The 21,391-nt window shown below is 66.8% G+C and carries 19 protein-coding genes and 1 tRNA gene; 8 read left to right on the forward strand and 12 right to left on the reverse strand.

Features of this window, described 5'->3' with window-relative positions:
• Positions 1-225: 225 nt before the first annotated feature.
• The 3 genes from AC3WVS_RS11300 to AC3WVS_RS11310 all read left to right on the forward strand — a co-directional run bounded on the left by AC3WVS_RS11300 (position 226) and on the right by AC3WVS_RS11310 (position 3,344).
• Positions 226-735, forward strand: a complete 510-nt coding sequence (locus AC3WVS_RS11300; protein WP_492318708.1) for a nucleoside deaminase — start codon at positions 226-228, stop codon at positions 733-735.
• Between the two features lie 138 nt (positions 736-873).
• Positions 874-1,065 (forward strand): hypothetical protein, encoded by a 192-nt coding sequence (locus AC3WVS_RS11305; protein ID WP_454751400.1) that lies wholly within the window; start codon positions 874-876, stop codon positions 1,063-1,065.
• 32 nt (positions 1,066-1,097) lie between these two features.
• Positions 1,098-3,344: a phosphocholine-specific phospholipase C gene (locus tag AC3WVS_RS11310; protein ID WP_492318709.1), complete on the forward strand. Its 2,247-nt coding sequence runs from the start codon at positions 1,098-1,100 to the stop codon at positions 3,342-3,344.
• A gap of 61 nt (positions 3,345-3,405) precedes the next feature.
• On the opposite strand, the gene AC3WVS_RS11315 is transcribed toward AC3WVS_RS11310, so the two are convergent.
• Positions 3,406-3,484: transfer RNA gene (locus AC3WVS_RS11315), tRNA-Ile, on the reverse strand.
• Between the two features lie 10 nt (positions 3,485-3,494).
• Positions 3,495-5,771 carry an RNA polymerase sigma factor RpoD gene (gene rpoD / locus AC3WVS_RS11320; RefSeq protein WP_492318710.1) on the reverse strand — a complete coding sequence of 759 codons (2,277 nt, stop codon included), beginning with the start codon at positions 5,769-5,771 and terminating at the stop codon, positions 3,495-3,497.
• A 19-nt stretch (positions 5,772-5,790) separates the two neighbouring features.
• Here rpoD and AC3WVS_RS11325 point away from each other — a divergent pair, with 19 nt between their 5' ends.
• Positions 5,791-6,156, forward strand: a complete 366-nt coding sequence (locus AC3WVS_RS11325; RefSeq protein WP_010813634.1) for a hypothetical protein — start codon at positions 5,791-5,793, stop codon at positions 6,154-6,156.
• Positions 6,157-6,251: 95 nt separating this feature from the next.
• Here AC3WVS_RS11325 and dnaG read toward each other — a convergent pair whose 3' ends face one another.
• The 4 genes from dnaG to AC3WVS_RS11345 form a co-directional block, all read right to left on the reverse strand.
• Entirely contained in the window at positions 6,252-8,063 is a 1,812-nt protein-coding gene (dnaG, locus tag AC3WVS_RS11330; protein ID WP_492318711.1) for a DNA primase, read from the reverse strand.
• A gap of 200 nt (positions 8,064-8,263) precedes the next feature.
• The gene (locus AC3WVS_RS11335) at positions 8,264-8,713 is read right to left on the reverse strand and encodes a GatB/YqeY domain-containing protein (protein WP_492318712.1); all 450 of its coding nucleotides are present in this window, start codon (positions 8,711-8,713) and stop codon (positions 8,264-8,266) included.
• Positions 8,714-8,841: 128 nt separating this feature from the next.
• Positions 8,842-9,054: a 30S ribosomal protein S21 gene (gene rpsU / locus AC3WVS_RS11340; RefSeq protein ID WP_492318713.1), complete on the reverse strand. Its 213-nt coding sequence runs from the start codon at positions 9,052-9,054 to the stop codon at positions 8,842-8,844.
• Between the two features lie 137 nt (positions 9,055-9,191).
• Positions 9,192-10,457 (reverse strand): BaiN/RdsA family NAD(P)/FAD-dependent oxidoreductase, encoded by a 1,266-nt coding sequence (locus tag AC3WVS_RS11345; RefSeq protein ID WP_492318714.1) that lies wholly within the window; start codon positions 10,455-10,457, stop codon positions 9,192-9,194.
• 157 nt (positions 10,458-10,614) lie between these two features.
• Here AC3WVS_RS11345 and tsaD point away from each other — a divergent pair, with 157 nt between their 5' ends.
• A complete protein-coding gene (gene tsaD / locus AC3WVS_RS11350; protein WP_010813639.1) occupies positions 10,615-11,649 on the forward strand; it encodes a tRNA (adenosine(37)-N6)-threonylcarbamoyltransferase complex transferase subunit TsaD in 1,035 nt (344 codons plus the stop codon).
• Positions 11,650-11,709: 60 nt separating this feature from the next.
• On the opposite strand, the gene folE2 is transcribed toward tsaD, so the two are convergent.
• The 4 genes from folE2 to AC3WVS_RS11370 all read right to left on the reverse strand — a co-directional run bounded on the left by folE2 (position 11,710) and on the right by AC3WVS_RS11370 (position 15,862).
• Entirely contained in the window at positions 11,710-12,513 is an 804-nt protein-coding gene (gene folE2, locus AC3WVS_RS11355; protein WP_492318715.1) for a GTP cyclohydrolase FolE2, read from the reverse strand.
• Positions 12,514-12,730: 217 nt separating this feature from the next.
• On the reverse strand, positions 12,731-14,647 hold the full coding sequence (gene dxs / locus AC3WVS_RS11360; protein WP_492318716.1) for a 1-deoxy-D-xylulose-5-phosphate synthase: 1,917 nt from the start codon (positions 14,645-14,647) through the stop codon (positions 12,731-12,733).
• Between the two features lie 25 nt (positions 14,648-14,672).
• Positions 14,673-15,557: a polyprenyl synthetase family protein gene (locus AC3WVS_RS11365; RefSeq protein ID WP_492318717.1), complete on the reverse strand. Its 885-nt coding sequence runs from the start codon at positions 15,555-15,557 to the stop codon at positions 14,673-14,675.
• On the reverse strand, positions 15,554-15,862 hold the full coding sequence (locus AC3WVS_RS11370; protein ID WP_492318718.1) for an exodeoxyribonuclease VII small subunit: 309 nt from the start codon (positions 15,860-15,862) through the stop codon (positions 15,554-15,556). The genes AC3WVS_RS11365 and AC3WVS_RS11370 overlap by 4 nt, the downstream gene beginning before the upstream one ends.
• A gap of 380 nt (positions 15,863-16,242) precedes the next feature.
• Here AC3WVS_RS11370 and AC3WVS_RS11375 point away from each other — a divergent pair, with 380 nt between their 5' ends.
• The 3 genes from AC3WVS_RS11375 (at position 16,243) to AC3WVS_RS11385 (ending at position 19,387) form a co-directional block, all read left to right on the forward strand.
• Complete coding sequence (locus tag AC3WVS_RS11375; RefSeq protein WP_492318719.1) at positions 16,243-17,346, forward strand: aromatic ring-hydroxylating oxygenase subunit alpha; 1,104 nt, start codon at positions 16,243-16,245, stop codon at positions 17,344-17,346.
• A gap of 210 nt (positions 17,347-17,556) precedes the next feature.
• The gene (locus tag AC3WVS_RS11380; protein WP_010813645.1) at positions 17,557-18,480 is read left to right on the forward strand and encodes a DMT family transporter; all 924 of its coding nucleotides are present in this window, start codon (positions 17,557-17,559) and stop codon (positions 18,478-18,480) included.
• A gap of 49 nt (positions 18,481-18,529) precedes the next feature.
• On the forward strand, positions 18,530-19,387 hold the full coding sequence (locus AC3WVS_RS11385; protein WP_492318720.1) for a sulfurtransferase: 858 nt from the start codon (positions 18,530-18,532) through the stop codon (positions 19,385-19,387).
• Between the two features lie 2 nt (positions 19,388-19,389).
• Here AC3WVS_RS11385 and AC3WVS_RS11390 read toward each other — a convergent pair whose 3' ends face one another.
• Together AC3WVS_RS11390 and AC3WVS_RS11395 are read right to left on the reverse strand one after the other, a co-directional pair.
• Entirely contained in the window at positions 19,390-20,280 is an 891-nt protein-coding gene (locus AC3WVS_RS11390; protein ID WP_011615804.1) for a ZIP family metal transporter, read from the reverse strand.
• Positions 20,281-20,401: 121 nt separating this feature from the next.
• The gene (locus AC3WVS_RS11395; protein WP_010813648.1) at positions 20,402-21,280 is read right to left on the reverse strand and encodes a dienelactone hydrolase family protein; all 879 of its coding nucleotides are present in this window, start codon (positions 21,278-21,280) and stop codon (positions 20,402-20,404) included.
• Positions 21,281-21,391: the final 111 nt, after the last annotated feature.

Genomic DNA, 21,391 nt, shown 5'->3' on the forward strand with positions numbered 1-21,391 from the left:
CCCATCGACTGGATCGATAGGTATTGATTTGTTGTACCGAAGAAGTTGCGGAGATGATGCTGCAACAACCGAGGGATCACAAATCCCGGCAAACCCGGCCGGCGTTGCCCAATCCGCTCAACGGCAGCGCCGCACAGGCCGGCACGGAAGCGCCGCTGCTGCCGGCGCAAGCCGAAGAACCCACCCAATCCTGATCCCTTTCCCCCAAACCGGAGACCCCCAAACATGACCCGAATCACAGACCCGTCCGGCGCCGAACTCTCGCCGCTCGACCTGGAACTGCTGCACCAGTCGATCGCACTGTCCGATGCATCCAGGGCCCGCGGCCGCCATCCGTTCGCCGCGCTGGTGGCCGACCAGGCCGGCAATATCATCGCCAGCGCCGGCAACAACTCGATGCCTCCGGAGGGCGACCCGACCCAGCACGCCGAACTGGTCGCCGCCGCGCAGGCCGCGCGTGCGCTGCCGCCGGAGCAACTGGCCGACTGCACCCTCTACACCAGCGCGGAGCCGTGCTGCATGTGCGCCGGCGCGATCTACTGGACCGGCATCGGGCGCGTGGTCTATGCGCTGTCAGAGCACAAGCTGCTGGGCCTGACCGGCGACCATCCGGAGAACCCGACCTTCTCGCTGCCTTGCCGCGAAGTGTTCGCGCGCGGGCAGCGCCGGGTGGACGTGGTCGGGCCAGTGCTCGAGGACGAAGCCGCGGCACCGCACGCGGGCTTCTGGAAGTAGCCATCGTGCCTGCCGTCCGCCCGGCGGACGGCAGGATCGGCGTTGGACATTCTGTCATCGGCACGTCACCCCGCCTTCCTACACTCGCCTGGCTCCGGCTCCCAGCAGCCGCCACACCCACCCAGCCAGGCGAACCCGATGCTCCCCTGCAAACTCCCAAGAACCCTGGCCGCGACCCTGATCGCGGCGGCATTGCTCACCGCATGCGGTGGCGATGACGGCGGCGGCAACCTGTCGCCGAGTGCGACTGTCACGCCGAACGCACAACCGGAACAGCCCGGCAAGAAGCCGGACCAGCGGCCCGACCCCGTGATCCGCTGCGCCCCCTGACAACGCAAGTCCCGACGCCATCCGACAAGACCATGGTCTCTCGCCGCAACTTCCTGCAAGCCGCAGCCGGCACCGGCTTCGCCGCCGCCGCGCTGGCCGCGTTCCCGCCCAGCATCCGCAAGGCCCTGGCCATCCCGGCCAACAATGCCACCGGCACCATCAAGGATGTCGAGCATGTGGTGATCCTGATGCAGGAGAACCGTTCCTTCGACCACTACTTCGGCACGCTCAAGGGTGTGCGCGGGTTCGGCGACCGCTTCACCATCCCGCTGCCCAATGCGCGCAAGGTATGGCAGCAACAGCGCGCCAACGGCGCCGTGCTGACCCCGTATCACCTGGATGGCACCAACAACAACGCGCAGCGCGCGGCCGGCACGCCGCATGCCTGGGTGGACAGCCAGCAAGCCTGGGACCACGGCCGCATGGCGAACTGGCCGACGTACAAGACCAATACCTCGATGGGCTACTTCAAGGAGAAGGAGATCCCGTTCCAGTTCGCACTGGCCAATGCATTTACGCTGTGCGACGCGTACCACTGCTCGATGCATACGGGCACTGACGCGAACCGTTCATTCCACCTGACCGGCACCAACGGCCCGACGGCTGCCAACGTGGCCTTCGTCAACAATGAGTGGGATGCGATCGACGGCCTGCCCGCGTCGGCCAACACCGGCTACACCTGGAAGACCTACGCCGAGCGGCTGGAAGCAGCCGGCATCAGCTGGATCTGCTACCAGAACATGCCGGACGAATGGGGCGACAACATGCTGGGCGCGTTCCAGCAGTTCCGCAAGGCCAACCTGGCGTCGGGCTTTCCGGTATCCAGCGGCGGCGCGCCGGGCGCGCCCTACGCCAACACCGGCCAGCCGCTGCCTTACCACGCCTACGATGCGGCCACCGACAATGCCGCCAATCCGCTATACAAGGGCGTGGCCAACACTCTGCCCGGCACCAGACCCGAGGAATACCTCGACGCCTTCCGCCGCGACATCAAGGAAGGCAGGCTGCCGCAGGTATCGTGGATCAACGCGCCGTCGATCTACTGCGAGCATCCCGGCCCGTCCAGCCCGGTCCAGGGCGCGTGGTTCCTGCAGGAAGTGCTGGACGCGCTGACCGCCGTGCCCGAGGTCTGGAGCAAGACCGTGCTGCTGGTCAACTTCGACGAGAACGACGGCTACTTCGACCACGTCCCCTCCCCCTCGGCGCCGTCGGTGAACCCCGACAAGACGCTGGCCGGCAAGGCGACGCTGAGCAATGCCGAGATGCAGGCCGAATACTTCAACCATCCGGCGCCACCGGGCAGCAGGACCCAGCCTGCTGCCGACGGCCGCGTGTACGGGCCCGGGCCGCGCGTGCCGCTTTACGCGATCTCGCCATGGAGCCGTGGCGGCTGGGTCAATTCCCAGGTGTTCGACCACACCTCCGTGCTGCGCTTCCTGGAAGCGCGGTTCGGCGTGGCAGAACCCAACATCAGCCCCTTCCGCCGCGCCGTCTGCGGCGACCTGACCAGCGCGTTCAACTTCAAGACGCCCAACTCGGAAACCCTGCCCACGCTGGGCGGGCGCACCACGCGCAGCGGTGCCGACCAGCTGCGCCAGGCCCAGCAGGCCCTGCCCGCGGTGCCGCTGCCAGTCGACATGCAATTGCCGCTGCAAGCCACCGGCACCCGCCCGTCACGCGCGCTGCCGTATGAGCTGCACACCAGCGCGCGCTGCAGCGCCGTGGGGCAGGTCGAACTGGTGTTCGCCAACACCGGCACGCAAGCCGCGGTGTTCCACGTCTACGACCGCTACCAGCTGGGCCGCATTCCGCGCCGCTATGTCGTGGAAGCCGGCAAGTCCCTGAGCGACACCTGGAACGTGTTCCAGGACAACGCCGGGCAATACGACCTGTGGGTGCTGGGCCCCAACGGCTTCCACCGACATTTCCGCGGCGATACCAACCGCATCGGCGACACCGGCATCGCACCGGAGATCCGCGTCTGCTACGACATTGCCAACGGCGATGTCTATGTCGACCTGATCAACGCCGCCCGCAAAGCCTGCCACTTCAGCATCCAGGCGCTCGCGTACCGGACCGATGGCCCGTGGCCGGTCACCGTCGGCGCCAACGGCGACAAATCCGTGCACTGGTCGCTGGAGGAAAGCGGGCAGTGGTATGACTTCGCGGTGACGTGCGACAGCGACCCGGCCTTCTATCGACGCTTCGCGGGGCGGGTGGAGACCGGCAGGCATACGGTGAGCGATCCGGCGATGGGGGTGGTGACAGCGCAGGATTGAGCGGTAGTTCGAGGCAAGAAAAAAGGGACTGCAGGTATCAACCTGCAGTCCCTTTTCACATTGGTGGGCCTCCCGTGAGTCGAACACGGCACCAACGGATTATGAGTCCGCTGCTCTAACCAGGCATGAGCTAGAGGCCCTTGGAAGCGATTAGTTGCCTTCCAGGAAGCTCTTCAGCTTGTCCGAGCGGCTCGGGTGGCGCAGCTTGCGCAGTGCCTTGGCCTCGATCTGGCGAATCCGTTCACGCGTGACGTCGAACTGCTTGCCGACCTCTTCCAGCGTGTGGTCGGTGCTCATTTCGATGCCGAAGCGCATGCGCAGCACCTTGGCTTCGCGCGGCGTGAGCGAGTCCAGCACGTCCTTGACGACGTCGCGCATGGAGCCGTGCAGTGCCGCTTCGGCCGGGGCCAGCGTGTTGGTGTCCTCGATGAAGTCGCCCAGATGGGAGTCGTCGTCGTCACCGATCGGCGTTTCCATGGAGATCGGCTCTTTGGCGATCTTCATGATCTTGCGGATCTTGTCTTCCGGCATCTCCATCTTCTCGGCCAGCGTTGCCGGATCCGGCTCATTGCCGGTTTCCTGCAGGATCTGGCGCGAGATGCGGTTCATCTTGTTGATCGTCTCGATCATGTGCACCGGGATGCGGATGGTGCGCGCCTGGTCGGCGATCGAGCGCGTGATGGCCTGGCGGATCCACCACGTGGCGTAGGTCGAGAACTTGTAGCCGCGACGGTATTCGAACTTGTCCACCGCCTTCATCAGGCCGATGTTGCCTTCCTGGATCAGGTCGAGGAACTGCAGGCCGCGGTTGGTGTACTTCTTGGCGATCGAGATCACCAGGCGCAGGTTGGCCTCGGTCATCTCGCGCTTGGCTTCGCGGGCACGACGCTCGCCCTCGGCCATCTTGCGGTTGACGCCCTTCAGTTCCTTCAGCGGCAGCACCACGCGCGACTGCAGGTCGATCAGCTTCTGCTGCAGCTCGTGCACGGCCGGCACATTGCGCTCGACGATGGTGCTGTAGGGCTTGCCGTCGGCGACGATGGTGTGGACCCACTCGAGGTTGGTCTCGTTGCCCGGGAAGCGGGCGACGAACTCCGCGCGCGGCATGCCGCACTTGTCCACAATGGTGTTCAGGATGGCACGCTCGAGCTTGCGCACTTCGTCCACCTGGCCGCGCAGCGTGTCGCACAGGCGCTCGACATTGCGGGCGGTGAAGCGGATGCCCATCAGCTCGGCCTGGATGGCTTCCTGCGCCTTGACGTAGGGCTTGGAGTTGTAGCCTTCCTTTTCGAACGCGCGGCGCATCTTGTCGAACTGCTCGGCGATCACGCGGAATTTCTCCAGCGCGTTCTGCTTCAGTTCTTCAAGCTGGCGCGCGGAGGCGCCGGCACCGGCGCCGCCTTCATCGTCCTCGTCCTCGTCGGCGTCTTCCTCGTCGTCGGACTCGAGGTCCTCTTCAGCGGCAGGCGCAGCGGCGGCGGCCGGGGACTCGGCCACTTCCTCGGCGTTCGGGTCGATCAGGCCGTCGACGAATTCGTCGATCTTGATCTCGTCGTTGGCCACGCGCTCGGCATGGGCCAGGATCTCGGAGATGGTGACCGGGCAAGCCGAGATCGCCATCACCATGTCCTTCAGGCCGGCCTCGATGCGCTTGGCGATCTCGATTTCGCCTTCGCGCGTCAGCAGCTCGACCGTGCCCATCTCACGCATGTACATGCGCACCGGGTCGGTGGTGCGGCCGAACTCGGAGTCAACCGTGGACAGGGCCGCTTCGGCCTCTTCCTCGGCTTCTTCCTCGCTGGTGGCGGACGGTGCGTTGTCGTTGAGCAGCAGCGTCTCGGCATCCGGCGCCTGTTCATAGACAGCGATGCCGATGTCGTTCAGCGTGGCGACCAGCGTGTCGATCGTTTCCGAATCGACCATGTCGTCCGGCAGGTGATCGTTGATTTCCGCGTAGGTCAGGTAGCCGCGCGACTTGCCCAGCTTGATCAGCGCCTTGAGTTTCTGGCGACGCAGCTCAAGCTCTTCCTCGGTGCCCTGCTGGGTCGAGGCGAACTCCTTGAGCAGGGCCTTTTCCTTGGCCTTGCGGTCCTTGGCTTTCTGCTTTTCGGTCTTCGGCGCCGCGGCCGGGGTTGCCGCCGGGCGCGCATCGTTCTCGTAAAACTCTTCAGTCACGTCGTCTGTTGTGCTGTCGTCGTGCTGCATCTCGGCCTTGGGCTTGCGGCCACGCTTTTTCGGCTCCGGCTTGATTGCCGGCGCAGCGGGACGCTCGGATGCAACGGATGCAGGTGTCGCGGCACGCGCCTTGGTTGCCGTAGTGGTGGTGCCGGCCTTGGCCTCCCCACTCTTGGCGCCGGCGGCTGCCGCTCGCTTGCTCTCGACTTCGGTATTCTGCTGTTTCGCCACGGTGATACTCTTACCTTTCACTGGTGCAGATGCGGCGACCTTGCCGCTCGTACTGGCGCTCTTGCCGCTCTCGCGTGCCGAAGTCGAGGCCTTTGTCTTTTCGGATGTGCGAGTCCTGGCGGGAGTCGTCACGGCGGGCGCTTGCGCGCTACGCACGGACTTTGATGGCGCAGACCGGGCTGGTGTCTTGACTGACGCGGTCGATGTCTTCGCCGCCGTTGTTTTCACAGACGCCTTGCCGCTCCCTGATTGGGGAGCTTTAGAGGTAACCCTTTCGGTTGCTTTGGCCTTTGCCATTGGCACGCTCACTTTCACCAGAACTGGAGAGAAAGATTTCGCAATCCAAACCGGCTATTGTAGCACGCCACGCATAGCCGGCTCCCTGTCAGGTGAGGTTTTCACCTGAAAAATCAAGGCTTAAGCTCGGCGGGGCCGGGCCCAGTCCCTTATCCAACGCTTACCGCTGCCTCCTGGTTGATGACCAGGGCACCCGCAGGCGCCTCAGCCAAGTTGGCGCCGCCGGTGGATTTCGCCCACCAGCCAGCGCATGCGCTGCTTGGCCGCTTCATCGGCCGTGCCGGCCACTACCTCCGCCTGCAGTCCGTCGAGTTCGCGCCGCAGCGGCTCGGCCAGCAGCTTGGTAATGGCCGCATCGAAATCCTGTATTGCAGGTGCTTCCTCGATCTCTTCTCGCAGCACCGCGGCACGCGCCACGGCATACACCTCGGCATACGGCGACTGGGCCAGGTGTTCGCTGAAGGCCGCAAAATTGACCTCGCCCTGCACGCTGTCGCACGCCTCCACCAGGTGCGCCAGCACTTCACTGTCACTGCTCTCGCCGCCCAGCAGCAGCGCGCGTGCATCCTCGTCCAGCCTCGCCGACAGCGCCGGATAGCACATCAGCAGCTGGATCACCCGCTGCTCCAGCCCAGTCGGGGCCTGACGGCGCGTGCGCGGGCGCGGCTGGGCGAAGCGGCCGACGCGGGCCGGGTCGCTGCGCAGGCCGCAGATGGCCTCGATCTCCGCGGGTGTCGTTGCCGTGGCATCGGCAAGTTCGCGCACAATCTGTAGCCTCAGGCCGCCGGCGGGCATGGCCTGCAGTAGCGGCTTGGCCTCGTACTGGGCGCGGGCGCGGCCTTCGGGCTGGCGCAGGTCCAGGTCTTCGGTGACGGACTGCAGCAGGAAGCGCGACAGCGGCATGGCGTTGCGCACCTGGGTGGCAAAGGCCTCAGTGCCCTCTTCGCGCACATAGCTGTCCGGATCGTGCTCCGCCGGCAGGAACAGGAAGCGGATGGTCTTGTTGTCCGCCACATGCGGCAGGCAGGCTTCCAGCGCGCGCCGGGCCGCGCGGCGCCCGGCAGAGTCGCCGTCGAACGAGAACACCACGGCGTCGGTCTGGCGCAGCAGCTTCTGCACGTGCACAGGGGTGCACGCCGTGCCCAGGGTGGCAACGGCATTGGCAAAACCGAGCTGGGCCAGCGCCACGACGTCCATATACCCTTCGACCACCAGCACGTAGCCGGTTTCCCGGATCGCGTGACGGGCCTCGAACAGCCCGTACAGCTCCGTGCCCTTGCTGAACAGCGGGGTTTCGGGCGAGTTCAGGTACTTGGGCTCGCCCTGCCCCATCACGCGCCCGCCGAAGCCGATCACGGCCCCCTTGGTGTTGCGGATAGGGAACATGATGCGGTCACGGAAGCGGTCATAGCGGCGCGGCTTGCCGTCCGCATCGCGCTTGTCGCTTTCGATCAGCAGGCCGCACTCGACCAGCGGCGCCGACACGTTGTCATCACGATAGCTGCCGAACACGGCCTCCAGGCCCTGCCAGTCATCCGGCGCGTAGCCCAGGCCAAAGTTCGCGGCGATCTCGCCGGTCAGGCCGCGGCCCTTCAGGTACTGGATCGCCTGCGGCGCGCCGCGCAGCTGGCGGCGGTAGAAATCGGTGGCGCGGGTCATGGCGTCGGACAGCGCCACCGAACGGGCCTGCTGCTCCGCGCGCTGCCCGGGCGGCAGCCGGTCGCGCTCTTCCGGCACGCTCATGCCGACCGACTGGGCCAGTTCGCGCACCGCTTCCGGGTAGGACTGGCCGGAAAACTCCATCAGGAAGCCGATGGCCGAGCCGTGGGCGCCACATCCGAAGCAGTGGTAGAACTGCTTGGTCGGCGACACCGTGAATGACGGCGATTTCTCGTTATGGAAGGGGCACAGCCCCATGAAATTGGCGCCGCCCTTCTTCAGCTGCACATACTTGCCCACCACATCGACAATGTCGACACGGTTGAGCAGGTCCTGAATAAAGGATTGCGGAATCACCCGACTGACCGTCCTGAGGCATAGCCGTCCCGCGGCGGGCGGCTTCTTTTAGGAATGCGTGACCGGTGCGGCGCCCGGCTGCTTCGGAATATTGTAGTGCAGCGTGATAGGGCCGCCCGAACTGTCTGACATCTCCGTGCAACTGCACCGAACGACGCAGATCCGGTGCCTATCTTGCCAGCAACCGATTAAATCAGTATTTACTTTGCTGCAAGTGCCGCCTTGACCAGGGCCGATACGGCGGTCATGTCGGCACGGCCGGCCAGCTTGCTCTTGAGCACGCCCATGACCTTGCCCATGTCCTGCGGACCGGCGGCGCCAGTGGCGGCAACGGCCTGCTGGACTTCGGCGGCGACGTCCTCGTCCGACAGCGCAGCGGGCATGTAGGCCTTCAGCACCTCGACTTCCGCCGACTCCTTGTCTGCCAGGTCATTGCGACCTGCCTGCTGGAACTGCGAGATCGAATCCTTGCGCTGCTTGATCAGCTTCTCGACCACGGCCAGAACGGCGGTATCGTCCAGTTCCACGCGCTCATCGACCTCGCGCTGCTTGATGGCGGCCAGCAGCAGGCGGATGGTGCCGAGGCGCTCCGTTTCGCGCGCGCGCATGGCGGTCTTCATGTCTTCGCTGATACGGGCTTTGAGGGACATCGTGATCTTCCAGAAAGTGGGTGGACACTCACAGTTGGCGGCGGTGACCGCCCGCTGCAAGGTCCAGAATGCAAAAACCCGCCGAAGCGTAGGCCACAGCGGGTCGGATACAAGCGGGAGCGCCGGGGTCAGTACAGTTTCTTCGGCAGCATCTGGCTGCGGATGCGCTTGTAATGGCGCTTTTCGGCGGCTGCCTTCCTGCGTTTGCGCGCGGCGGTGGGCTTTTCGTAAAACTCGCGCGCCCGCAGTTCCGGGAGCAGCCCGTTCTTCTCGATGGTGCGCTTGAAACGGCGCATGGCAACTTCAAAAGGCTCGTTTTCCTTGAGATGGATCGTGGTCATTTGGCCAGAAAATGAAGAATTTTCGGGATAAGCGGCTCTACGAAGTTTTGGATTGTAGCACCAACAATCGAGCGCGGAAGTGGCGTGCAACGGACACTTGCCGAGTGCCGCCCACTGCCCTTCCAGCCTTCGCCAGACTACCCTTGGGCTACCGATTGCCCTGCCGAAGCGGTGCGCGATGCCTCAGCCGCGGCCTGCCCCGCCGCCACCGCGGACGCCCACGCCCACTGGAAGTTGTAGCCGCCCAGCCAGCCGGTCACGTCCACCACCTCGCCGATGAAATACAGGCCCGGCACCTCGCGCGCCATCATGGTGGTTGACGACAGCGCCCGCGTGTCGACCCCGCCCAGCGTGACCTCGGCCTTGCGGTAGCCCTCCGTGCCCGACGGCACGATGCGCCAGCCGTTGAGCGTGGCGCCAAGCTTACGCAGGGCCTTGTCGGTCACATCATGCAGCGGCATGGCGGCATCCACGCCCGAGGCCGCGCACCAGGCATCGGCCAGCCGCGCCGGCAACCGTTGCGCCAGCAGGTTGCCCAGGTGCTTGCGGCTGCCGGCCTTCTGCTCCAGCAGCCACGCGGCGGCATCCTCGCCATCAAACAGGTCGATGGCGATCGGCGTGCCGGGACGCCAGTAGCTGGAGATCTGCAGCACGGCGGGACCGGACAGGCCGCGATGGGTCCACAGCAGGTCTTCGCGGAAGGCTCCGGCCGTCTTGCCATTGCCGGTGGCGATATCCACTTCCAGCGACACGCCGGCCAGCGGCGCGAACGGCACCCAGTCCTTGCCATCGAAGGTCAGCGGCACCAGCGCCGGCCGGGTTTCGACGATGCCCAGCCCGAACTGCCGGGCGATGCGATAGCCAAAGTCGGTGGCGCCGATCTTGGGGATCGACAGGCCGCCGGTGGCCACCACCAGCGCCCCGGCCCGCACCGTGCCGGTGGCGGTGAGCAGCAGGAAGTCGTCGCCCTCGCGCCGGACCTCGGCCACGCTGCAGCCGGTCTGCCAGCGCACATGGCCGGTGTCGCATTCGGCGCGCAGCATGGCGATCACGTCTTCGGCGCTGTCGTTGCAGAACAGCTGGCCGCGATGCTTCTCGTGCCAGTCGATGCCGTAGCGGCGCATCAGGCCAAGGAAATCCTGCGGCGTGTAGCGCGCCAGCGCCGAGCGGCAGAAGTGCGGATTGGACGACAGGTAGTTGGCGGGCCCGGCCTGTAGGTTGGTGAAATTGCAGCGCCCGCCGCCCGAGATGCGGATCTTCTCGGCAAGCTTGGTGGCATGGTCGATCAGCACCACGCGCGCGCCGTTCTGGCCGGCCACGGCGGCACACATCATGCCGGCCGCGCCCGCACCCAGCACGGCCACGTCATACCGGCCCGTCCGGGCCGATGTTGCCCCGCTCATTGCACGCCTCGCGCATCCATGTGTATTGCCACCGCCAGAGAAAGGGCAGATTGTAGCGAAAAGCACGCCGCGCGCCGCTGTGCTACCCTGCGCGCTTCCTGCAACCTGTTGTTTCGACAGCCGTTTCCCTGACCGGAGACGGCCCTATGCGCTTCCCATGCTTGTCCTCGGCATCGAATCCTCCTGCGACGAAACCGGCCTCGCCCTCTATGACACCGGCGCCGGCCTGCTCGCGCACGCGCTGCACTCGCAGATCGCCATGCACCGCGACTACGGCGGCGTGGTGCCGGAACTGGCGTCGCGCGACCATATCCGCCGCGTGCTGCCGCTGCTGGAGCAGGTGCTGGCCGATGCCGGCCGTACCCGCCAGGACATCGACGCCATCGCCTTCACCCAGGGCCCCGGGCTGGCCGGCGCACTGCTGGTGGGCGCCTCGGTGGCCAATGCACTGGGCTTTGCGCTGAACGTGCCGATGGTGGGCGTGCACCACCTGGAAGGCCACCTGCTGTCGCCGCTGCTGACGCGCGAGCCGCCGCCCTTCCCGTTCGTGGCGCTGCTGGTGTCGGGCGGGCATACGCAGTTGATGGAAGTGCGCGGCATCGGCGACTACACGCTGCTGGGCGAAACCCTGGACGACGCCGCCGGCGAAGCCTTCGACAAGACCGCCAAGCTGCTGGGCCTGGGCTATCCGGGCGGCCCCGAAGTGTCGCGGCTGGCCGAATTCGGCATCCCCGGCGCCTTTGCGCTGCCGCGACCGATGCTGCATTCGGGCAACCTGGATTTCTCGTTCGCCGGACTGAAGACCGCGGTGCTGACGCAAACCCGCAAGCTCGCCAACACCTGCGAGCAGGACCGCGCCAACCTGGCGCGCGCCTTTGTCGATGCCATTGTCGACGTGCTGGCCGCCAAGTCGATGGCGGCGCTCAAGCAGACCGGCCACAAGCGGCTGGTGGTGGCGGGAGGCGTGGGTGCCAACCGCCAGTTGCGCGAGCGGCTGGACCAGATGGGCAAGCAGCGCAAGATCGACGTGTATTACCCGGATTTGGCGTTCTGCACCGACAACGGCGCGATGATCGCGTTTGCCGGCGCCATGCGCCTGCAGGCCGCGCCCGAACTGGCGCGGCACGAGTATGGCTACGGCGTGACGCCGCGCTGGGACCTGGCGGATATCCGCCTGCCTTCGGCGGCCTGAACCGGACCGAAAAAAGAGCCACCGCATGCGGTGGCTCTTTCCATTGCAGCGACAACGCGGTCAGTCGACGCGCTTGTCCCGCTCGATCACCGCATACGCGCTGTGGTTGTGGATCGACTCAAAGTTCTCCGCCTCCAGCACATAGGCCACGATGCGGTCATCCGCATTCAGCCGCATGGCGATATCGCGCACCAGGTCCTCGACGAACTTGGGGTTCTCATAGGCGCGCTCGGTGACGAACTTCTCGTCCGGGCGCTTGAGCAGGCCCCACAGCTCGCACGAGGCCTCTTCCTCGGCCATGCGCACCAGCGCTTCCACCGGCAGCTCGCCGGCCAGTTCCACGTCCATGGTGATATGCGAACGCTGGTTGTGCGCGCCGTATTGCGAGATCTTCTTCGAGCACGGGCACAGGCTGGTCACCGGTACCAGCGCCTTCAGGAACACGCGCGTGGCGCCGTTGCGCACTTCGCCGGTCAGCGTGACCTCGTAGTCCAGCAGCGACTCCACGCCCGACACCGGCGCGGTCTTGCTGATGAAGTACGGGAAGGTGACCTCGATGCGGCCGGCCTCGGCTTCCAGCTTTTCCAGCATCTTGTCCAGCATCAGCCGGAAGCTGGACAGCTCCAGCGGCGCGCGCTCTTCTTCCAGCAGCGCGACGAAGCGCGACATATGCGTGCCCTTCTGGTCCGCCGGCAGGTGCACGTCGAGATTGAAGGTGCCCACGCTCGGCACGATGCCGGTCGGGGTCTTAAGGGTCACGGGGTAACGCACGCCCTTGACACCGACACGCTGGATGGGGATCTGGCGGGTGTCGGGGCTCGACTGGACGTCGGGCATGACGAAGGCGGGATTGATGTCATTCATCTACGGTTTCCTCCAGGGTCGCGCCCAGGTGGGACGGCACGAGCCCTTACGGTCGCGGCAATTTCGCAGTCCATCCATGCCGCGCAACGAGTGTGAAACCACGGGATCCGGCAAGTGGCACGCCGGCCCGCAGCTGCGAACACAAAAAAGGGGAGTTTAAGGGAATTCGGACGCACTCGTGGTGCGAGGGCCGAATCCCCTTCGGGACAGCAGGTGATCAGGCCACGCGCGAGGCGACCGTGACCTTGGGCTGGTCCAGCCCGAAGCGCTCGCGCACCGAGCGCTCGATGCCGGCCGCATCCAGGCCGCATTGCTGCAGCAGATAGGCCGGGTCGCCGTGGTCGACGAAGCGGTCGGGCAGGCCCAGCGTCAGCACCGGCTTGTCGATGCCGGCCTCGGCCAGTGCCTCCAGCACGGCGCTGCCGGCGCCGCCCATCACGCTGCCCTCTTCCACCGTCACCAGGTAGTCGTTCTCCGCGGCCAGGCGCTTGACCAGCTCCACGTCGAGCGGCTTGACGAAGCGCATGTCGGCGACCGCGGCGTCCAGCGCCTCGGCGGCACCCAGGGCCGGGTGCACCATCGAGCCGAACGCCAGGAAGCCCACGCGATGCCCCGCGCGCGCACCGCCCTCGCGGCGCATCACGCCCTTGCCGACTGGCACGGTGGCGAGCTCTGCGGCAATGGCCGCGCCCGGGCCGGAGCCGCGCGGATAGCGCACGGCGCTCGGGCACGCCTGGTGGAACGCAGTGGTCAGCAGCTGACGGCACTCGTTCTCGTCGGACGGCGTCATCACCATCATGTTGGGGATGCAGCGCAGGTAGGCGATATCGTAGGCACCCGCGTGCGTGGCACCGTCGGCGCCGACCAGGCCGGCACGGTCCAGCGCGAACACCACCGGCAGGTTCTGCAGCGCCACGTCGTGGATCAGCTGGTCGTAGCCGCGCTGCAGGAAGGTCGAGTAGATCGCCACCACCGGCTTGAGACCCTCGCAGGCCAGGCCGCCGGCGAAGGTCACGGCGTGCTGCTCGGCGATGCCCACGTCGTAGTAGCGGTCCGGGAAGCGCCGCTCGAACTCGACCATGCCCGAGCCCTCGCGCATCGCCGGGGTAATGCCGACCAGGCGCTTGTCGGCCGCGGCCATGTCGCACAGCCAGTCGCCGAACACCTGCGTGTAGGTCTTGCGCGCCGGCTTGGCCGCCGGGCGGATGCCCTCGGCCGGGTTGAACTTGCCCGGGCCGTGGTAGAGGATCGGGTCGGCCTCGGCCAGCTTGTAGCCCTGGCCCTTCTTGGTCACCACGTGCAGGAACTGCGGGCCCGCGCCCTCGAGCGCGCGCTCGCGGATATTCAGCAGCGTCGGCACCAGCGAGTTCAGGTCGTGGCCGTCGATCGGGCCGATGTAGTTGAAGCCGAATTCCTCGAACAGCGTGGCCGGCACCATCATGCCCTTGGCATGTTCCTCGAAGCGCTTGGCGAACTCCAGCACCGGCGGCGCCACCGACAGGACTTTCTCGATGCCCTTCTTGGTGGCCGCGTAGAACTGGCCGCTCAAGAGCCGCGCCAGGTGGCGGTTGAGCGCGCCCACCGGCGGCGAGATCGACATGTCGTTGTCGTTGAGCACCACCACCAGCGGCAGGTCCTTGTAGACGCCGGCGTTGTTCAGGGCCTCGAAGGCCATGCCCGCGGTCATGGCGCCGTCGCCGATCACCGCCACCGAGACGCGCTTCTCGCCCAGCGTGCGCGCACCCAGCGCCATGCCCAGCGCGGCCGAGATCGAGGTCGACGAATGCGCCGTGCCGAAGGTGTCGTATTCGCTCTCGCTGCGACGCGGGAAGCCCGAGATGCCGCCCCACTGGCGCAGCGTGCCCATGCGCTCGCGGCGCCCGGTCAGGATCTTGTGCGGATAGCTCTGGTGGCCCACGTCCCACACCAGCCGGTCATCGGGGGTGTTGAAGACGTAGTGCAGCGCGATGGTCAGCTCGACCGTGCCCAGGTTGGACGACAGGTGGCCGCCGGTCTGCGAGACCGACTCCAGCACATAGGCGCGCAGTTCGTCCGCCAGGGTCTGGAGCTCGCGCCGGTCGAGCTTGCGCAGGTCTGCGGGGGCGTCAATCTTGTTGAGGAGTGCGTAGGTCATGATGTCCGTTCGGCCGGCTCTCTGTTTAGTGTGTGCGCAGCACGATCAGGTCCGCCAGGTCCCGCAGGCGGTCCGCGCGCTCGCCAAAGCCGGCCAGCGCCTCGTGAGCGTCGGCGCGCAGCGTCCCGGCCAGTGCGCGTGCCGGGTCAAGCCCCATCAGCGACACATAGGTCGGCTTGTCATGGGCGGCGTCCTTGCCGGCGGTCTTGCCCAGCGTGGCGGTATCGGCAGTGACGTCCAGAATATCGTCAACCACCTGGAACGCCAATCCCACTGCCGCCGCATAGCGGTCCAGCGCGGCCAGGCCCTCGGCGTCGATTTCACCACATAGCGCACCCATGCGCACACTGGCGCGCAACAGCGCGCCGGTCTTCATGCGATGCATGGCCTCGAGCGCCTCGCGCGTCATGGCGCGGCCCACGTTCTGCAGGTCGATCGCCTGGCCGCCGGCCATGCCGGTCGAGCCCGACGCCAGCGCCAGCTCGGCCACCAGCTGCAGCCGCGCCGCGGGCGCGATCGCCCCGGCACCGGCCAGCACGATAAAGGCCTGGGTCTGCAGCGCGTCGCCAACCAGCAATGCGGTGGCCTCGTCATAGGCCTTGTGCACTGTGGGCCGGCCGCGGCGCAGGTCGTCGTCGTCCATGCAGGGCATGTCGTCGTGCACCAGCGAATAGGCGTGGATCATCTCCACCGCGCAGGCCGCCGCGTCGCAGGCGGCCGGAGCCGCCCCGCTGACCTCGCCGGCGGCATGCACCAGCAGCGGCCGCACGCGCTTGCCGCCGCTCAGTGCAGCATAGCGCATGGCTTCGTGCAGCGTATGCGGGACGGTCCCGGCAGCGGGCAGCGCCGCCTGCAGGGCGGCCTCGGTGCGGGCGCCCTGGGCCTGCATCCATTGGGCAAAATCACTCATGCCTCGTCCGCCCCCAGTGCACCGTTGGCGCCATTGCCCTCGCCGGCCAGCGGCTTGAGCACATCGCCATCCAGCACGCGGACCTGCTGCTCGACCCGTTCCAGCTTCTGCTGGCAGTAGCGCACCAGCTCGGCGCCGCGGCGGTAGGCCGCCAGCGATGCCTCCAGCGGCAGTTCGCCGCTTTCCATGCTGGCCACCAGCGTTTCCAGCTCGGCCATCGCCGCTTCGTAGGAAGCGGGCGGCGCCGATGCGCTGGTGTCGGCGGTGTTGTCGGTCTGGACCGGAGCGGTCGTCGTTTTTGGCATATCAGGACCTGGAATCAAGGACCCCGGGGGAAACCCGGATGGGGAAGCCCGGATTTTACGCCAAAGCGGGAGCTTGCCCCATCCTTGCGCACGGTCGGCGTGGACCTATCGGGGTGCACAAACCACAGAAGTGACTTGTGCGCTCGGGTCGTCTTTCCGAATGCGCCCGGTACGGCACCCCGATGACGACCCGGGTCGACTTTTTCGCTAAAAAGGCAAAAAAATCAGTCCCTTAACTTTTTGGGTCGGGTACAATCTCCCCCTCGCCGCCAGGGGGCTACCGGACCTTGCCGACCTGGCGGAAGTCTTTCCCAAATCGATTCAATTTTCGATGGTTGGGTTGTTCACTGCTTTCACCTGTTCATCTGGGAGTGGGGATAATGTCCAATCTCAGCACCGCGCTCAACCTGGCGCCGGCTGATTCGCAACTGCCCGTCGGCGTCTATTTCGACGAAGCGCTGCATCAACAAGAACTCGAACTGCTGTTCAGGAATGGCCCGGGCTATATCGGCCACGAGCTGATGGTTCCGGAAGTCGGCGACTACCACACGCTCAGGGCCGAGGACGAAGGCCGCATGCTGGTACGCAACGCCGCCGGCATCGAACTGATGTCCAACGTCTGCCGCCACCGCCAGGCCATCATGCTCAACGGCCGTGGCAATGCGCAGAACATCGTCTGCCCCCTGCACCGCTGGACCTACGACCTGAAGGGCGAGCTGCTCGGCGCGCCGCATTTCGACAAGCAACCCTGCCTGCACCTGAAGCGCTCGCCGCTGCAGAACTGGAACGGCCTGCTGTTCGACGGCAAGCGCGACGTGCGCGCCGACCTGGCCAGGCTGGGTGTGGCGCAGGACCTGAACTTCGACGGCTACATGCTGGACCACGTCGAGGTGCACGAGTGCGACTACAACTGGAAGACCTTTATCGAGGTCTACCTGGAGGACTACCACGTCGTGCCGTTCCACCCGGGGCTGGGCAGCTTCGTCTCGTGCGACGACCTCAAGTGGGAGTTCGGCGAGTGGCACAGCGTGCAGACCGTGGGCCTGCATGCCGGCCTGAAGCGCCCCGGCAGCCCGACGTACCAGAAGTGGCACGACGCGGTGCTGCGCTTCAACGACGGCGTGCTGCCCAAGCACGGTGCGATCTGGCTGACCTACTACCCCAACATCATGGTGGAGTGGTACCCCAACGTGCTGGTGATCTCGACGCTGCACCCGCTCGGCCCGCGCAAGACGCGCAATGTGGTGGAGTTCTACTACCCCGAGGAAATCGCGCTGTTCGAGCGCGAGTTCGTAGAGGCCGAGCGCGCCGCCTACATGGAAACCTGCATCGAGGACGACGAGATCGCCGAGCGCATGGATGCCGGCCGGCTGGCGCTGCTCAAGCGCGGCACCAGCGAAGTCGGGCCGTACCAGTCGCCGATGGAAGACGGCATGCAGCATTTCCATGAGTGGTATCGCCGCGCCATGGCTTACGCGGGCTAGTCCGGCGGACTAGTGCGATAACCGCACAACGCACGCAAGAACGGACCGCCCCGGCGGTCCGTTTTCCTTTGGGACGCGAAGTGCGCTGCTAGAATCATTGTCCGGTGCCGGCAGCCACACCGCTTGCGCGACGCGAGGCCAGACACGAAGCCCGCCCGCGCGCCGGACGCCTCTCCTTCCCGCTTCGTTTCGCTTCACCGCGCCCTCGCCATGCAATCGCTCTGGATGCTGTTCGCCGCCTTCGCCTTCTCGTTGATGGGGGTTGGCGTCAAGCTGGCATCCGATCTCTACACCACCGGCGAGATCGTCTTCTACCGCGGCCTGATCAGCGTGGTCATCATGTGGGTGCTGCTGTCCTCGCGCGGGATCCCGGTGCGCACGCCCTACATGCTGTCGCACATCAAGCGCAGCGTGTTCGGCGTGACCGCGCTGATGCTGTGGTTCACCTCGATCTCGCTGCTGCCGCTGGCCACCGCGATGACGCTGAACTACATGTCGCCGGTGTGGATCGCGCTGATCCTGGGCGCCGGCGCGGCGCTGGCCGGCACCGGCGGCAATGCCGACCGGCGCCTGGTGCTGGCGATCCTGCTGTCCTTTGCCGGCGTGATCTGCCTGCTGCAGCCTTCGGTCGGCAAGGACCAGCTGACCGGCGGCCTGGTCGGACTGATCTCGGGCATGTTCACGGCGCTGGCCTATGTCGAGGTGCGCCAGCTCGGCCAGCTGGGCGAGCCCGAGGGCCGCATCGTGTTCTATTTCTCGCTGGTCGGCATGATCGCCGGGCTGGTGTGGATGCTGCTGGGCGGCGTCAGCGCGCATACCTGGTACGGCGCCGGCCTGCTGCTGGCCATCGGCATCCTGGCCACGCTGGGACAGACCGCGATGACGCGCGCCTACAAGCGCGGCAACACGCTGCTGACCGCCAACCTGCAATACGCCGGCATCGTCTTTTCCAGCGTGTGGGGCATGCTGATCTGGTCCGACCGGCTGAACTGGCTGTCGTGGCTGGGCATGGGGCTGATCATCGCCAGCGGCATCGCCACCACGCTGATGCGCGCGCGCCAGGGCACCGATGCCAAGCCCACGCCGGCCACGCCGGTCAAGTCGCCGGAGGCGGAAGTCCACCCCGAGGTGTAGCATCCCCTGGTGAACTAGACCCATTTCCATCGATCGCAACAGGATTCCCATGCAGAAACCGCTGATTTCCGTCACCGCGCTGCAATCGCTGCTGGCCACCCCCGGCGGCTGCGTCGTGATCGACTGCAGCTTCGACCTGGCCGACCCGGCCGCCGGCCGCGAGGCCTACCGCACCGGCCACCTGCCCGGCGCCTTCTACCTGCACCTGGACAACGAGCTGTCCGGCCCCAAGACCGGCAGCAACGGCCGCCACCCCCTGCCCGACGCCGACGACCTGGTGGCGCGCCTGCAGGCGCTGGGCGTGGACGACGACACCCCGGTAGTGGCCTACGATGCGCAGGGCGGCATGTTCGCCGCGCGGCTGTGGTGGCTGTTGCGCTGGCTCGGCCACGATGCCGTGGCCGTGCTCGACGGCGGCAAGGACGCCTGGGTCAAGGCCGGCCTGCCGCTGGAACACGATGCCACAGAAGAGCCGGAATTCCCCGGCAAGTTCCAACGCCGCAAGTCGCTGGCGCCGACCGTCGACGCCGCCGCGCTGGTGGACAACCTCGAGCGCGCCTCGCTGCTGGTGGTGGATGCGCGCGCGCCCGACCGCTTCCGCGGCGAGAACGAGACGCTGGACCCGGTTGGCGGCCATATCCCCGGCGCGGTCAACCGCTTCTTCAAGGACAACCTGGGCGCGGACGGCCGCTTCAAGCCGGCCGAGACCCTGCGCGCGGAATTCGGCGCAGTGCTGGGTGCGCGCGCCCCGGCGCAGGCAGTGATGCAGTGCGGCTCCGGTGTCACGGCTTGCCACAACCTGCTGGCGCTGGAAGCGGCCGGCCTGGGCGGCGCGGCGCTGTACCCGGGATCATGGAGCGAATGGTGCGCCGATCCGGCGCGCCCGGTCGCGACCGGGGCCGCCTGAGGTCAGCGTGACGAGGCAATGGGCGCGGCGGGCGCAATATGGCCGTGCCCGCCGTGGCTGTGGCTCTCGTGCACGCCGTTGGTGATGAAGACGATCGCCGAGATGCCCGCGGCCACCAGCACCACCTGGATCGCCGACTCGCGCCAGCGCGGCTTGCGCTGCATCTGGGGCATCAGGTCGCTGACCGCGATATAGAGGAAGCTGCTGGCGGCAATCACCAGCACGTACGGAATCCAGCCGCTCAGCTGGTCGAGCAGGAAATACCCGACCACGCCGCCGGCGATGGCCGCCAGGCTCGACAGCAAGTTGAAGGCAAAGGCACGGGCCTTGGAGAAGCCGGCATTGAGCAGCACGATGAAGTCGCCGACTTCCTGCGGGATCTCGTGCGCCGCGATCGCCAGCGCGGTGACCACGCCGATATGCGGATCGGCCAGGAAGGCCGCCGCGATCACGATGCCGTCGGCAAAATTGTGGAAGGTGTCGCCGACCAGGATGGTCAGGCCGCTGCGCCCCGCTTCCTCGCGGTCATGGCCGTGGTGATGGTGGTGCCCGTCGCCCTCGTGGTGGTGCGAGTGGCGCAGTAGCGAGATCTTTTCCAGCAGGAAGAAACCGAGCAGCCCGGCCAGCAGCGTGCCGAACAGCGCGCGCGGGTCGGCGCCGGACTCGAACGCCTCGGGCAGCGAATGCAGCAGCGCGGTGGCCAGCAGCACGCCCACCGAAAAGCTCACCATGCGCTCGACCACGCGGGACGCCACCGTCAGCGACAGCAGCGCCGCCCCGAAGATGCTGCCCACCCCCGAGATCGTGGCGGCGAGCAGGATATACAAAAGCGTCGAATGGATGATGGGCTCCCGGGGTGGCGGTACCGGGCGGCCCCGCCGTTCCGCCCGCATCGCGCCGGGCGGCTAACGCAACAATGTTGCAATAACTCAAAGGCCGCATTGTACGTATCCGCCGGGACTTTGCAATCCTGCTGTCGGGCGAGAGGCGCCTCGCGGCGCCGGGACGGCCGGATCAGGCCACGCCGTGCTGCCTGAACCAGTCCAGGCACTTCTGCCAGCCATCCCTGGCATCGGCTTCACGGTAGCTGGGCCGGTAATCGGCATGGAAGGCATGGCCGGACTCGGGATAGACGATAAAGCGCGAGGCCTTGGCGTCCGGGTCGGACGACGCCGCCAGCGCGGACTTCATCCTCTCCACCTGCTCCTGCGGGATGCCGGTGTCCTTGCCGCCATACAGGCCGAGTACCGGGGCATGGAGCTGGCCGACCAGGTCGATGGGATTCTTCGGCTTGAGCGGGGTCGGCTCGGGCGCCAGCTGGCCATACCAGGCCACGCCGGCCTTCAGGCGCTTGCTGTGCGCTGCATAGAGCCAGGTCATGCGCCCGCCCCAGCAGAAGCCGGTGATGGCCAGGCGCGACACGTCGCCGCCGTTGGCACCGGCCCAGGCCACCGCGGCGTCCAGGTCGCCCATCACCTGCGCGTCAGGCACCTTGGCAATCACCTCGCGCTGCAGCTCCTGGATGGTGCCGAAGCTCTGCGGATCGCCCTGGCGCGCGAACAGTTCCGGCCCGATCGCCAGGTAGCCCAGCTTGGCAAAGCGCCGGCACACGTCGGCGATATGCTCGTGCACGCCGAAGATCTCGCTGACCACCAGCACCACCGGCAGGTTCTTCTTGCCTTCGGGCTGGGCGCGGTAGGCCGGCATGCTGAAGCCGCCCGAGGGGATGGTGACCTCGCCGGCGCTCAGGCCGGCAAAGTCGGTCTTGATGGCCTGCTGGGCCATCACCGGCAGCGCGGCCGCCGCAAAGGCGGAACCCAGCGCCGTCTTGACAAAGCCGCGGCGGTCGAACGTCTGGCCGGGGACGAGGCTATCCACTTCCGGTTTGAGCATGCGTGTCTCCAGGATCGTTGGTGGCTGGGCCGGGATGCGGCGCCAGCGGCAGATTTTAAGCAGACATGGAGAAAACATGGGGCGGCTTTGCAGCCCCCCGCACGCCAGCCG

Source organism: Cupriavidus sp. CPT47-8839-RL05A (genome assembly GCF_058792255.1).